At 70.7% G+C, this 13,647-nt stretch carries 15 protein-coding genes; 9 read left to right on the plus strand and 6 right to left on the minus strand.

Features of this window, described 5'->3' with window-relative positions; genetic code table 11:
* The 8 genes from ACFFNX_RS35770 to ACFFNX_RS35805 form a co-directional block, all read left to right on the plus strand.
* The coding region (locus ACFFNX_RS35770) for an ROK family protein (protein ID WP_378210403.1) at positions 1-378 on the plus strand (378 nt) is incomplete at its 5' end.
* Positions 379-417: 39 nt separating this feature from the next.
* A complete protein-coding gene (locus ACFFNX_RS35775; protein WP_378210404.1) occupies positions 418-1,743 on the plus strand; it encodes an ABC transporter substrate-binding protein in 1,326 nt (441 codons plus the stop codon).
* A gap of 3 nt (positions 1,744-1,746) precedes the next feature.
* Complete coding sequence (locus ACFFNX_RS35780) at positions 1,747-2,694, plus strand: carbohydrate ABC transporter permease (RefSeq protein ID WP_378210406.1); 948 nt, start codon at positions 1,747-1,749, stop codon at positions 2,692-2,694.
* 15 nt (positions 2,695-2,709) lie between these two features.
* On the plus strand, positions 2,710-3,606 hold the full coding sequence (locus ACFFNX_RS35785) for a carbohydrate ABC transporter permease (RefSeq protein ID WP_378210407.1): 897 nt from the start codon (positions 2,710-2,712) through the stop codon (positions 3,604-3,606).
* The gene (locus ACFFNX_RS35790; protein ID WP_378210409.1) at positions 3,603-4,865 is read left to right on the plus strand and encodes a 6-phospho-beta-glucosidase; all 1,263 of its coding nucleotides are present in this window, start codon (positions 3,603-3,605) and stop codon (positions 4,863-4,865) included. Before ACFFNX_RS35785 ends, ACFFNX_RS35790 begins: the two co-directional genes overlap by 4 nt.
* On the plus strand, positions 4,862-5,845 hold the full coding sequence (locus tag ACFFNX_RS35795; protein WP_378210411.1) for an N-acetylglucosamine kinase: 984 nt from the start codon (positions 4,862-4,864) through the stop codon (positions 5,843-5,845). Before ACFFNX_RS35790 ends, ACFFNX_RS35795 begins: the two co-directional genes overlap by 4 nt.
* Before the next feature lie 1,197 nt (positions 5,846-7,042).
* Positions 7,043-7,393: a DUF3054 domain-containing protein gene (locus ACFFNX_RS35800; protein ID WP_378210412.1), complete on the plus strand. Its 351-nt coding sequence runs from the start codon at positions 7,043-7,045 to the stop codon at positions 7,391-7,393.
* A gap of 217 nt (positions 7,394-7,610) precedes the next feature.
* A complete protein-coding gene (locus ACFFNX_RS35805; protein WP_378210413.1) occupies positions 7,611-7,790 on the plus strand; it encodes a hypothetical protein in 180 nt (59 codons plus the stop codon).
* A 143-nt stretch (positions 7,791-7,933) separates the two neighbouring features.
* Here the strand turns inward: ACFFNX_RS35805 and lpdA are convergent, their stop codons facing one another.
* Positions 7,934-9,319, minus strand: a complete 1,386-nt coding sequence (lpdA, locus tag ACFFNX_RS35810; RefSeq protein ID WP_378210414.1) for a dihydrolipoyl dehydrogenase — start codon at positions 9,317-9,319, stop codon at positions 7,934-7,936.
* 96 nt (positions 9,320-9,415) lie between these two features.
* Positions 9,416-10,405 carry an aldo/keto reductase gene (locus ACFFNX_RS35815; RefSeq protein ID WP_378210415.1) on the minus strand — a complete coding sequence of 330 codons (990 nt, stop codon included), beginning with the start codon at positions 10,403-10,405 and terminating at the stop codon, positions 9,416-9,418.
* Positions 10,406-10,499: 94 nt separating this feature from the next.
* Between ACFFNX_RS35815 and ACFFNX_RS35820 the strand changes: the two genes are divergently transcribed.
* Positions 10,500-11,177, plus strand: a complete 678-nt coding sequence (locus ACFFNX_RS35820) for a TetR/AcrR family transcriptional regulator (RefSeq protein ID WP_378210416.1) — start codon at positions 10,500-10,502, stop codon at positions 11,175-11,177.
* A 2-nt stretch (positions 11,178-11,179) separates the two neighbouring features.
* Here ACFFNX_RS35820 and trhA read toward each other — a convergent pair whose 3' ends face one another.
* The 4 genes from trhA to ACFFNX_RS35840 all read right to left on the minus strand — a co-directional run bounded on the left by trhA (position 11,180) and on the right by ACFFNX_RS35840 (position 13,482).
* Entirely contained in the window at positions 11,180-11,851 is a 672-nt protein-coding gene (gene trhA, locus ACFFNX_RS35825) for a PAQR family membrane homeostasis protein TrhA (RefSeq protein WP_378210417.1), read from the minus strand.
* Positions 11,852-11,895: 44 nt separating this feature from the next.
* Positions 11,896-12,672, minus strand: a complete 777-nt coding sequence (locus tag ACFFNX_RS35830) for a hypothetical protein (RefSeq protein ID WP_378210418.1) — start codon at positions 12,670-12,672, stop codon at positions 11,896-11,898.
* Entirely contained in the window at positions 12,672-12,878 is a 207-nt protein-coding gene (locus ACFFNX_RS35835; protein WP_378210419.1) for a hypothetical protein, read from the minus strand. The genes ACFFNX_RS35830 and ACFFNX_RS35835 overlap by 1 nt, the downstream gene beginning before the upstream one ends.
* 163 nt (positions 12,879-13,041) lie before the next feature.
* A complete protein-coding gene (locus tag ACFFNX_RS35840; RefSeq protein ID WP_378210420.1) occupies positions 13,042-13,482 on the minus strand; it encodes an Lrp/AsnC family transcriptional regulator in 441 nt (146 codons plus the stop codon).
* Positions 13,483-13,647 lie beyond the last annotated feature (165 nt).

The raw sequence follows: 13,647 nt of genomic DNA on the forward strand, positions 1-13,647 counted from the left end.
GCCGTGATCAGGCTGCTGCGCGAGCACGGCTTCCGCGGTGGCCGCGCCGACCAGATCGTACGGCGCGCACGCGAGGCGTTCGAGGACGGCGCCGAGCGCGCGCGGGCGGCCCTGGAGGAGCTCGCCACCCGCCTGGCGACCGGCCTGGCCGCCATCGTCAGCGTGCTCGACCCCGAACTCATCGTCCTCGCCGGCGACGTGCCCCTCGCCGGCGGCGAGCCGCTCCGCGCCCTCGTGGAGCGCGAACTGCACACCATGACCATCCCGCATCCGCCGCTGCGGCTCAGCTCGGTCGACGGCAACCCCGTCCTGGCCGGCGCGCTGCACCTCGCACTCGGGGAAACACGCGAGGAGCTCTTCTCCAGCACCGTCCGTTAACCCCCGGCCGCGCACGGCCGGCGTCCGAAGGAGACCAGAGTGTCCCCACGACCATGGCGCCTCATCACCGCATCGATCCTCACCGCCGTCGCCGCCACCGCGTGCACCGCGGGCAGCCGGTCACCGGCGGACGGCGGCCCCAAGGCCGACGCGCCGCAGACGATCGAGGTCTGGCACGGCTGGAGCGCACCCCACGAGGTGAAGGCCTTCCAGGACGCCATCGCCGGGTTCCACCGGCAACACCCCAACATCACCGTCAAGCTCGTCAAGGGCCAGGACGACACCAAGATCCTCAACGCGATCCGCAGCGGCAACCCGCCCGACGTGGTCTCCTCCTTCTCCACCAACAACGTCGGGCAGTTCTGCTCCAGCGGAGCGCTGCAGGACCTGACGCCGTACCTGAAGAAGGACAAGGTCGACCTCAGCCTGTTCCCCAAGGCGGTGCAGGACTACACCCAGTACAAGGGCGTCCGGTGCACGCTGCCGCTGCTGGCCGACGACTACGCCCTCTACAGCAACAAGGCGCTGATGAAGGGCAACCCACCGCCGAAGACGATCAGTGAGCTGACCGCCCTGGCCAAGAAGCTGACCGTACGGAACCCCGACGGCACGATCAAGGTGGCGGGCTTCATACCGTCGGAGACCTACTACGAGCACGTACCCGAGCACATCGCCGGCCCCAGCTTCGGCGCGACCTGGCTGAACGCCCAGGGGCGGGCCAACTTCGCCGCCGACCCGGCCTTCACCAGGTACCTGCAGTGGGAGAAGAGCCTGCTCGACTGGTACGGCTACGACAACGTCAAGAAGTTCGTCCACTCGATGGGCCAGGAGTTCGAGGCCTCCAACCCCTTCGAGAAGGGCAAGGTCGCGATGGCCATCGACGGCGAGTGGCGCACGAAGTTCCTCCAGCAGGAGGCGCCGGGCGTCCAGTACGACACCACGCCCACACCCGTCGACGACGCCCGCGCGAACACCTACGGCGGCGGGTTCGTCACCGGCACCATCATCGGCATCCCGCGCGGCGCCCGGCACGCCCAGGCCTCGTGGGAGTTCGTGAAGTACCTGACCACCGACACCGACGCGCTGGTGACCTTCGCGAACGGCCTGGGCAACGTGCCCAGCACCATCCCCGCGCTCGCCTCGCCGAACCTCAGGCTCCCGCCGCAGTTCACGACGTTCCTCAACGTGTTCAAGAACCCGAACAGCTCGACGATCCCCTCCACCATCAACGGTGGCGACTTCATCGTGAAGTTCCAGAGCTTCGTGCAGGAGCAGTGGGAGCCCGGCAAGGTGGCGAACCTCCAGCAGGGGCTCCAGAGCCTGGACAAGAAGGTCGACGGCGCGCTCCAGCTGGCCGGCGGCTGAGCCGTGGCCACCGCTCTGACGGCCAGGACGGTGCGGGCGTCGCGGGGACGGCGCCGGCACCACCTCCGGGTCCTCGCGTTCCTGTCGCCGTGGCTGCTCGGCTTCTCGCTGTTCTTCGCCTACCCGCTCGCCGCCACGGTCTACTTCTCCTTCTTCCGCTACAACCTGTTCCAGCTCACGCCCGTCGGGCTGACCAACTACAGGTTCCTGTTCAAGGACCCGTACGCCTGGCGGGCCATCAAGAACACACTGTGGCTCGTCGTGGTCATGGTGCCGCTGCGGGTGCTGTTCGGCCTCGCCCTCGCCCAGCTCCTCACCAAGATCAAGCGGGGCGGGAGCATCCTCCGGTCGATCTTCTACCTGCCGTTCCTGATCCCGCCGGTCGCCGCCACCGTCGCGTTCGTGTTCGTGGTCAACCCCGGCACCGGGCCGATCAACGGCATCGCCGCCAAGATCGGCATCCACCTGCCGGACTGGTTCAACGACCCGAACTGGACCAAGCCGGGCCTGACCCTGCTCGCCCTGTGGGGCATCGGCGACGTCATGATCATCCTGCTGGCGGCACTGCTGGACGTGCCCAGGTCCCTGTACGAGGCCGCCGCCATCGACGGCGCGAACGCCTGGCAGCAGTTCCGCCGGATCACCCTGCCGACCATCTCGCCGGTGCTGATGTTCTCCGTCGTCACCGGGGTCATCCAGACGCTGCAGTACTTCACCCAGGCGATGGTCGCCGCGAACGCCTCCCAGGGCAACGCCGACCAGGCCGGCACCACCACCGCCCCCGGCTACCCCGACGGCGCGTCGCTGACCTTCCCCCAGACGCTCTACAACGAGGGCTTCCAGCAGTTCAACATGGGCTACGCGTGTGTCCTGGCGCTCGTGCTGTTCGTCGTCGCCATGTTCTTCACGCTGATCCTGCTCCGGCAGTTCCACGCGTTCGACGACGAGTGAAGGGATGACGACGCGATGACCGGCACGACCGTCGCGACGCGGCGCGCCCCCGCCCTCCGCCCTCCGGCGCGGCCACGGCCCGCGCGCCGCGGCCGGCGGGCCCTGTACTGGGTCGCGACGCACGCGATCGCGATCGCCCTGGCGATCATGTTCCTGGCGCCACTGATCTTCATGTTCCTCACCGCCGTCATGAGCGGCAACCAGACGCTCACCGGGAGCCTGTGGCCACGCGGCTGGCACTGGTCCAACTTCGGCACGGCGCTCACCACCGACCACGGCGTGATGCTGCACTGGCTGTTCAACACGCTGCTGTACGCGGTCCTGGCCACCGCGTTCATGCTCGTCTCCAGCATCCCGGTCGCCTACGCCCTGGCGCGGTTCCGCTTCCGCGGACGCAAACTCGCGTTCGTCCTGGTCATCACCACGATGATGCTGCCGCCGCAGGTGACGATCGTGCCGATGTACATCATGTGGGCGCGGTTCCACCTGACCGGCACGCTGTGGCCGCTGGTCCTCCCCATGCTGTTCGGCGACGCGTTCTCCATCTTCCTGCTCCGGCAGTTCCTGGTGACCATCCCGAAGGAGTACGCCGACGCCGCGCGGGTCGACGGCTGTGGTGAGTTCGCCGCGATGCTCCGGGTGGTGCTGCCGATGGCCCGGCCCGCGATCGCCGCGGTCGCGCTGTTCCAGTTCTTCTACGCCTGGAACGACTACTTCGGCCCGCTCATCTACACCAAACCGGACTCGTGGACGCTGGCGGTCGGCCTGTCGACGTTCCGCGCGGCACACCACGTGGAGTGGAACCTGACGATGGCCGCGACTCTGCTGACCGTACTCCCGGTGATGGTGGTGTTCTTCCTCGCGCAGCGGGTGTTCATCCAGGGAGTGACCTTGACGGGGGTGAAGGGATGAAGCTGTGCGTGGTCGGCGGCGGGTCGACGTACACGCCGGAGCTCGTGGACGGTCTCGCCCGGCTCCGCGACACGCTGCCGGTGTCCGAGCTCGCGCTCGTCGACCCGGATGAGCGCCGCCTGGGGCCGGTCGGGGCGGTCTCGCGCCGGATCCTGGCACGGTACGGTCACCCGGCCGCGATCCGTACGACGACCGTGCTCGACGAGGGCGTGGACGGCGCCGGCGCGGTGCTGCTGCAACTGCGGGTCGGCGGGCAGGCCGCCCGGCGCGTGGACGAGACGCTTCCGCTCGCGTGCGGCTGCGTCGGCCAGGAGACGACCGGGGCCGGCGGGCTCGCCAAGGCGCTGCGCACCGTCCCGGTGGTCCTCGGCATCGCCGAACGGATCGCCCGGCTGGCGCCGGACGCCTGGATCGTCGACTTCACCAACCCGGTCGGCATCGTCACCCGCGCGCTGCTGGACGCCGGGCACCGCGCCGTCGGGCTGTGCAACGTGGCGATCGGATTTCAGCGGCACTTCGCCCGCACACTCGGGGTGCCGCCCGGCGACATCCGGCTCGGCCACGTCGGCCTCAACCACCTGACCTGGGAACGCAGCGTCCACCTCGGCGAGGAGGACGTGCTGCCGAGGCTGCTCGCCGAGCACGGCGAACAGCTCGCGGCCGACATCGGCCTGCCTTCGGCTCTCCTTCGGCGCCTCGGTGTCGTACCGTCCTACTACCTGAGGTATTTCTACGAACACGACGCGGTGGTGGCCGAGCAGCTCGCCGCGCCGCCACGCGCCGAGGAGGTGGCCGCCATCGAGGAACGCCTCCTGCGGATGTACGCCGACCCGGCCCTGGACACCAAACCGGAGCTGCTGGAGCGGCGCGGCGGCGCCTTCTACTCCGAGGCCGCGGTCGACCTCGTCGCCTCCCTGTCGGCCGGCCGCGGCGACATACAGGTCGTCAACGTGCGCAACGGCGACCGGCTGCCCTTCCTGCCGCCCGAGGCGGTGATCGAGGTCCCGGCCCGCGTCACCGCGGCCGGCGCCGACCCGCTGCCGGTCGACCCCGTCGAGCCGCTGTTCGCCGGACTGATCGCCCACGTGACCGCGTACGAGGAGCTGGCCTTGGAGGCGGCGCTTAAAGGAGGTGTCGACCGGGTGACGGACGCCCTGCTCGCTCATCCGCTCATCGGGCAGGTGAGCACCGCCACCGACCTGGCGGACCGGCTCGTCGCGGCGAACGCGACGCACCTGCCCTGGGCGGTGGGCACGTGATCGTCGCGATCGACGGCGGGAACAGCAAGACCGACGTCGTGGTCCTCACCACCGGCGGCGAGGTCCGCTCGACCGTACGCGGCGGCGGCTTCCGGCCCGTCGCGGACGGCGTCGAGACCGCCGTGGCGAACCTGACCGACGCGGTGACCCGCGCCCTGGAGGCGGCCGGCCTGACCGCACCGTGGCCGGTCGCCGACCACGTCTCGGCGTACCTGGCCAACGTGGACCTGCCGGAGGAGGAAGAGGAGTTCCACCGGATCATCACGGCCTGCAACTGGGGCCGCAGCGTCCGGGTCGGCAACGACACCTTCGCGCTGCTGCGCGCGGGCGTCACCGACCGGTGGGGCGTCGCCGTGGTGTGCGGCGCGGGCATCAACTGCGCGGGCGTCGGCCCCGACGGACAGGTCGCCCGGTTCCCCTCGATCGGCCGGGTGACCGGCGACTGGGGCGGCGGCCACCACCTCGGCGAGGAGGCCCTGTGGCACGGCGTGCGCGCCGAGGACGGCCGCGGCCCGAAGACCGCGCTGGCCGAGGCGGTCGCCGCACACTTCGGCGCCTCCAGCGCGCTGGAGGTCGGCCTGGGCATCCACTTCGGGGAGATCTCCGAAGAGCGCCTCGGCGAGTTGGCCCCCGTGCTGCTCAAGGTCGCGGCGGCCGGCGACGAGGTCGCGGGCCGCCTGGTCGAACGCCAGGCCGACGAGGTGAGCGCCCTGGCAACGGTCGTCCTGCGACGGTTGGACCTGCTGGCCTCCCCGGTGGAGGTCGTCCTGGGCGGCGGGGTACTGGCCGCCCGAGACGGGCTGCTCATGACCGCGATCCAGGAGCGCTTCTCCCGCGTCGCCCCACAGGCCAAGCTCATCGTCGTCGACGCCCCACCGGTACTCGGCGCCGCCCTGCTGGGCCTGGACGACGCCGACGCACCCCCGGAGGCCCACGAACGCCTCCTCGCCTTCTACGCCCGAAAACCCGCCATTCTGTGAGACCGGCGCGGAGCCGCGCCCGTGGAGTCATCCACAGTTTCTTCCCGCCCCTTTTCACGGCGCGCGAGGACACTGGACAATGAGAGTGGGCTGGACCCCCGGGCGGGTGGGCCTCACGAGTGGGCCTCACGAGTGGGCCTCACGAGTGGGCCTCACGAGTGGGCCTCACGAGTGGGCCTCACCACGAGTGGGCCTCACGAGTGGGCCTCACGAGTGGGCCTCACGAGTGGGCCTCACGAGTGGGCCTCACGATGGTCGCGTTGAGGAGGGGAGGCCGCATGAGCCGTCGCAGACCGTCCATCGTGGCTTCGCCGACTCGGCCCGTACGATCCGGCCGCCGTCCGCGTCCTGGAGGCGCCGAGCAAGCTGAGCCGAGGTCGAGCACGAGATGCACCAGCAACCCGGCCGTCGCCGAAGCGGTGCGGACGATCGTCGCCGAACGGAGCCTGGCCGCAGGATGAGCGGCCCATACGGAGACCAGCCCACCCGGTGAGCGGACCACACAGAGGGCAATCCACGTAGTGGGCAGCCCACTCGGCGAGTGGACCACACGGCGGGAGGGCCGCGTCAAGGCGAACGCGTCACACGGCCTGGACGCCTAGCAGCGCCGCTCCAGCACCACCGGCCCGGTCCCGACCGCCGGGGCACGCCGTCGGGATCGACAAGCGCTCACAGGCCATACAGGCGACGCGGACGACCGCCGCCGAACGAGATCCGGCCGCAGGATGAGCGGCCCACATGGAGACCAACCCACGCGGCGGGAGGGGCGCGTCCAGGTAGGCGCGTCACACGGTCCGGACGCGTCGCCAGCGCCGCTCCAGCACGACCGGGCCCGGTCCCGACCGCCCGGCCGCGCCGTCGGGATCGACAAGCGCTCACAGGCCACACGGACGGCGCGGACGACCGCCGCCGAACGGAACCTGACCATAAGGCAAGCGGCCCACGCGGCAAGCGGCCCACGCGGCAAGCGGACCGCACGGAGGGGAGTCCATACGGAGAGCAGTCCGCGCGGAGAGTGGGTCGCGCGGAGAGTGGGTCGCCCGAGCGGGCGGGTCACGTGGGCAGGCAGGTCACGTGGGTGGGGATCCGTCGGAGGGTCGGTGTCGCGAGGTGGTCTGCGCGGAGCGGGTCTGAGAGGCTGGCGCGCGACCTGCCGTGGGCCGGGCGAGACGGCGCCGCGCGCATTACCCTTGACTCATGCGTACGGTGACCGGGGCGGTCCTCGACCTCTGCTGTGTGGTGGCGTTCGTGCTGATCGGGCGGGCCAGCCACAGCGAGGGTGAGACGCTCGGCGGGGCGGTGACGACGGCGTGGCCGTTCCTCGCCGGCCTGCTGATCGGCTGGTTGGTGACCCGGGGCTGGCGGCGGCCTGCGGCGCTCGTCGCGACCGGTGTCGGTGTCTGGCTGGCGACGGTCGCCGCCGGCATGGCGCTGCGCGTCGTCTCCGGTCAGGGCGTCGCGGTCACCTTCGTCCTCGTCACGCTCGTCTTTCTCGGGCTGGCGATGTTCGGCTGGCGTGCCGTGGCCGGCCGGCGCATGGCGGCATGACCAGGCCGCCGTGGACGACCCACGTGGCACCGGCCGCGGGGCCGGGGCCGCCTCGGCCCCGTCGCCCGAACCCGGCCCCTCGACGATCATCACCGTCGTGTGTCCTCTACAGTGAAGTAAAAGTTCAGGTCCGTCGGCCCCCGCGACGTCCCGTGTCGCCTACCCCGCACCACGGATACCGACTCTCGCCGGCGCCCGGCCCCGATGGATGAGGCAGATGATGCACCAAACCCCGGCCCGAACCCCGTACCGTCCTCGACGTGAGGAGCCGGAGCCACCCGAGCGTGACGTTCTCGCCAAGATCGTCCGTGGTGCTCTCGCGGCGGGCGTCGGCTGTGGCGGCGCCATGGTCCTTCTGTTCCTGCTCGCTCTCATCCTCAGCCAGTTCATGGGCTGACCGGCGGCACCGTCCCGGCCCGCGGCCACCGTCGAGGTGGTCGCCCGCCGGGCCAGGGACGACGGCGCCCGCACACGACGTCCCCAGGGCCTGCCCCAAAGCCTCGCCGCCTTCGAGACAGACCCTCGCGTGTGGCGCGCCGGCTAGAAGTTGATCATGTGGCCGGCCAGGCCGTGCAGGGCCTCCTTGACGGCCTCGCCCAGGGTCGGGTGGGCGTGGACGTTGCGAGCCGCCTCGTGGACGGTCAGGTCCCACTGCTGGGCCAGGGTCAGCTCGGGCAGCAGCTCGGTGACGTCCGGCCCGATGAGGTGGGCGCCGAGCAGCTCACCGTACTTGCCGTCGCTGAGGATCTTCACGAAGCCGCCGGCGTCGCCGAGGCCGTGGGACTTGCCGTTCGCGGTGAAGGGGAACTTGGCGACCTTGACGTCGAAGCCCTTCTCACGGGCCTGCGCCTCGGTCCAGCCGAAGCTGGCGATCTGCGGCTGGCAGTACGTCGCGCGCGGGATCATGACGTAGTCCAGCTCCATCGTCTCCGCGTCGGCGATGGTCTCGGCCGCGACGATGCCCATCGCCTCGGCGGCGTGCGCGAGCATCAGCTTCGCGGTCACGTCGCCGATGGCGTAGATGTGCTCCACGCTCGTACGGCAGCGGGCGTCGACGTCGATCGCGCCGCGCTCGGTCAGCTTCACGCCGGTGTTCTCCAGGCCGTAGCCCTCGACGTTGGGGGCGAAGCCGATCGCCTGCAGGACCTTGTCCGCCTCCAGCACCTGCTGCTCGCCGTTCTTGGAGACGGTGACGCGCAGCTTCGGCCCGGTCTCGTCGATGCCCTCGACACGGGTGGAGGTGAGGACGTCGATGCCGAGCTTGCGGTACCGCTTGGCCAGCTCCTTGGAGACCTCCTCGTCCTCCAACGGGACGAGCCGGTCCAGGAACTCCACGATCGTCACCTTGACGCCGTAGTTGGCCAGGACGTACGCGAACTCCACGCCGATGGCACCCGCACCGGCGATGATGATGCTCTCGGGGAGGCTGTCGCTGAGGATCTGCTCCTCGAAGGTGACGACACGCCCGGACAGCGTCGTGCCGGGCAGCAGCCGCGCGCTCGCGCCGGCGGCGATGATGCAGTTGCCGAACGTGATCTCCTCACCGTTCACCACGATGGTGTTCGCGTCGGTGAAGGACCCCCGGCCCTCGTACTCGGTGATGCCGTTCTTCTTCATGAGGTAGTGCACGCCCTTGACGCGCCCGTCGGCGACCGTACGGCTGCGCTTGAACGCCTCGCCGTAGTCGAACCGCACCTCACCGTCGACCTGGATGCCGAAGGTCTTCGCCTCACGCGTGAAGATGTGCGCCAGTTCGGCGTTGCGCAGCAGGGCCTTGGAGGGAATGCAGCCGACGTTGAGGCAGACCCCTCCCCAGTAGCGCTCCTCGATGATCGCGGTCTTCAACCCGAGCTGGGCGGACCGGATCGCGGCCACGTACCCGCCCGGCCCGGCGCCGAGGACGACGACGTCGAAATGTGTGCTCATGCCGAAAACGATATTGCGCCCGGCCACCCGACCGTACGTTCACCCCGGTACGAGCCCCGGAAGTGACGCCCGCCCGAGGACCCGGCCGGAGGCGGATCAGCGCTCGCTGTCCAGGTGGGCCATCTGGGCCGCGGGGTAGCGTTCGCCGGCGGCCGCGTCGGCCGGGACGGCCCGCTCGATGGCGGCCAGGTCGTCCTCGGTGAGCGCGACGTCCAGGGCGCCCAGCGCCTCGTTCAGGCGCTCGCGGGTACGGGCGCCCACCAGCGGGACGATGTCCTCCCCGCGCGAGAGCACCCAGGCGATGGCGACCTGCGCCACCGACACGCCACGGCTCTCGGCCACGCCGCGCAGCGACTCGACCAGGGCGAGGTTGTGGTCGAGGTTCTCGCCCTGGAACCGCGGGCTGCGGGCGCGGAAGTCGCCCGTCCCCACCTGCCGGTCCCGGGTCCAGTGGCCCGACAGCAGCCCGCGCGAGAGCACGCCGTACGCGGTGATCCCGATCCCCAGCTCGCGGCAGACCGGAAGGATCTCCTTCTCGATGCCGCGCGACAGCAGGGAGTACTCGATCTGCAGGTCGACGATCGGATGCACGGCGGCGGCGCGCCGGATCGCCTCCGGGCCCGCCTCGGACAGCCCGATGTGGCGGACGTATCCGGCCTGGACCATCTCGGCGATCGCCCCGATGGTGTCCTCGATCGGTACGGCCGGGTCCACCCGGGCGATCCGGTACACGTCGATGTGGTCGGTGCCCAGGCGGTTCAGGGAGTAGGCGAGGAAGTTCCCGACCGCCGCGGGCCGTCCGTCATAGCCGGCCCAGATCTGCCCGGGGCCGCGCAGCGCGCCGAACTTCACGCTGATCATCACCTGGTCGCGATCGCGGCCGCGCAGGGCGTCACGGATCAGCATCTCGTTGTGGCCCATGCCGTAGAAGTCGCCGGTGTCGAGCAGCGTGATCCCCGCGTCCATCGCGGCGTGGATGGTGGCGATGCTCTCGGCCTCGTCGGCCGGGCCGTACATGCCGGACATGCTCATACAGCCCAGGCCGAGCGCCGACGTGGTCAGCGATCCCAGGGTGCGCTCGCGCATGACTTCTCCTCAAAAACGGCGATATAGCGTTTGATAGATCGATGATACAGAACGATGGAAGCGATACTCCAGGTGGGCGTGCATCATTGTTCTCGTGAGCGACATCGGTACCCGAGAGCGGATCCTGCACGCCGCCGCCCGGCTGCTGGCCGAGTCCGGCGGCGCGCCGATCTCCACCCGCGCCGTCTGCGCGGCCGCGGGCGTCGGCGCCCCGACTCTCTACCACCACTTCGGCGACAAGGACGGCCTGCTCGACGCGGTCGTCGCCTACGGCTACGACCGCTACCTGGAGGGAAAACGCTCCCGGCCCGCGGGCGACGACCCGGTGGAGAACCTGCGTCGAGGCTGGGACGCCCACGTGGAGTTCGGGCTCACCCAGCCCGCCTTCTACGCCCTCATGCACGGCGCGGGCCGGCGTGCCGCCGCCTCGGAGGAGGGGTACAAGATCCTGCTGGGCGAGATCGAGGCGGTCGCCCGGGCCGGCCGGCTGCGGGTACCGGTCAAGACGGCGGCGGACATGATCCATGCCGGCAGCGTCGGCGTGACGCTGAAGCTGATCTCCGGGAGCGACCCCGACCCCGAGCTGTCGCCGCGGACACGCGAGGCGATCCTCGCCGCGGTCACCACCGACCAGGTCGAGGACCGCCCGTCGTCGGTGTCGAGCATGGCGATCGCCCTGACGTCGGCCCTGAAGGGCCGCACGCCGCACACGCTCAGCGAGGCCGAGTCGGCGATGCTGCGCGAGTGGCTCACCCGCCTCGCCGTCGAGTGAGGTCACACCGCCCGGTAGACGACGAATGACACGGCGATGTACTGCGCGACGTAGGCCGCGACGGTGAAGGCGTGGAACACCTCGTGGAAGCCGAACCAGCGGGGGGAGGGGTCCGGACGGCGCAGCCCGTACACCAGCCCGCCGGTGCTGTAGAGCAGGCCGCCCACGCACACGAGCACGAGCGCGGTCACCCCGGCGCCGTCCAGCAGCTCGGGCATGAACGCCGCCGCCACCCACCCGAGCCCGATGTAGAGCGCGGTGTAGAGCCAGCGCGGCGCCCCCACCCACACGATGCGGAACAGCACGCCCGCCGCGGCGCCGATCCAGATCACCGAGATCACGACCGTACGGGCGGTGCCGTGCAGGGCCAGCAGCGCGAACGGCGTGTAGGTGCCCGCGATGATCAGATAGATGTTGGCGTGGTCGAACCTGCGGAGCACCGCCTCGGCCCGCTCGGACCAGTGTCCCCGGTGGTAGAGGGCGGAGACGCCGAACAGCAGGGCCGAGGTCAGTGCGTACACGGCCGCGGCGAGGCGTGCCGACAGCGTCGGGCCGAGCGCGACGAGGACGAGGCCGGCGACGAGGGCGGCCGGAAACGTACCGGCGTGCAGCCAGCCGCGCAGCCGCGGCTTGACCGACTGGGCGATCTCCCCCATCTTTCCCGCTCGTACCATGAGACGCCTCCCTCCGCTCCGCCGCGGCGGTCGCGACGTGCCTCTCAGTATTCCGAACGACGCGCGAGCCGTCTGCTCCCACCCAGCCGTGAGGCGAACTCGCTCTCCTCCTCGCCGCTCGTGGTGGCGGCCGTCACGACCTCTTCGACCACGGCGGCGGGCGCGGGCGTGGGCACTTCCGCCAGCTCCGGCCGGTCGCGGAGGCGTTCGGCGGCCTTGCGCAGCGCCCGCTCCCCCACCATCCGGCTCAGCTCCAGCCCGAAGCAGTCGAGCTTGTCCGCGTCGGTGAGGTCGTCGCGTGCCCGCAGGTCGGCCGCCAGCTCTCCGAGGCGCTGCGCCTCCGCCAGGTCGTACCTCCGGATGGCGTGGCTGCACAGTTCGGCCAGCGCGGCGTGGTCGCCCGCGAACGACAGCCCGGCGAGGTCGTTGGTGGACAGCCGGCTGAGTGCGCGCTTGCGGTCCATCGCCGCATCGACGATCTTGAGCAGTCCCGACAGCAGGAGGATCGGGCCGATGCTGACGCCCTTGTCCTGAGCGATCATGAACGAGGAACGGAAGATCGCCGCGGAGCCGACCGCGGAGGCCATGACCTGGGCGACCGAGCCGCCGATCGCCGGCGCGCCGGCCGGCAGCGCGAAGCCCCAGCCCATCGCCTCGGCGGTGATCAGCGCCGCGGTGGAGGCCGAGGCGTTGACCGCGATGTAGAGCAGGCCGGACGGCGAGAACATCGCCGCGGCCGGTTTGTCCTGGTATCTGCCGACCAGCTCGGCGCCCCCGATGAGTGCGCCGAGCAGCGCGGCGAACAGCATTCTGGCGACCATCACGCTCCCTTGGCCCGTACCGGTTCCAGCCCTGCGGCGACGAACCGGCCCGGCGGGCGTGCGGCCTCGAGGAAGACCAGAAGCCACTCCCCCGGACCGGACGCCGTCCCGAACCGGCGGCCAGGTGGGGAGTCCCTGGCCCGCAGGAACATCAGCAGCCAATCCCCTGAACCCGAGGCCATACCCCGGCGCATCCGCGAAGACATGCGCTATACCTTCGCGACCGCGGGGCCCGAAGGCGACGACTACGAGCCACCGGAGTCCGTATGCCCTGCGCATCGCACCGGCACGGAAGGCTTGTGGCGAGTCCGTGTCATCACGTGGGATTCTTCGCATAGACGGACCGGCACATGGGCGTGATCGGCCTGTTCAGAGGCGAGGCGGGCGGCCTTCGTACGGGGTGCTCAGCACGACCGTCGTCCGGGTGGAGACGTTGGCGGCGGCCCGGATCTGCTGGAGGAGCTCCTCCAGCGCGCCGGGCGAGGTGACCCGGACCTTGAGGATGTAGCTCTCGTCGCCGGCCACCGAGTGGCAGGCCTCGATCTCGTCGAGGTGGGCGAGCTTCTCCGGTGCGTCGTCGGGCGCCGCCGGGTCGATCGGCTTGATCGAGACGAAGGCGGTGAGCGGCAGGCCGACGGCCTCGTGGTCGAGGACGGCGGCGTAGCCCTTGATCACGCCGCGCTTCTGCAGGCGGCGCACCCGCTGATGGACGGCGGAGACGGACAGGCCGGTCTCGCGCGCCAGGTCGGTGAAACTCATGCGACCCTCACCCGCGAGCAGGGCGACGATCTGCCGGTCGATGTCCTCCACGCCTAGAACCTACCGTGGCGCCCGACGGAGAGCCGGAACACCGGCATTCCAGCGTTGCCCGGATATGGACGACACGCTATTTGACGGAGCCGGCCAGGACGCCTTGGACGAAGTAACGCTGGAAGGCGAAGAAGACGACCAGCGGGACGACCAGCGACAAGAACG

It is taken from the genome of Actinoallomurus acaciae (assembly GCF_042429965.1).
GTDB classification, from domain to species: Bacteria; Actinomycetota; Actinomycetes; order Streptosporangiales; family Streptosporangiaceae; genus Actinoallomurus; species Actinoallomurus acaciae.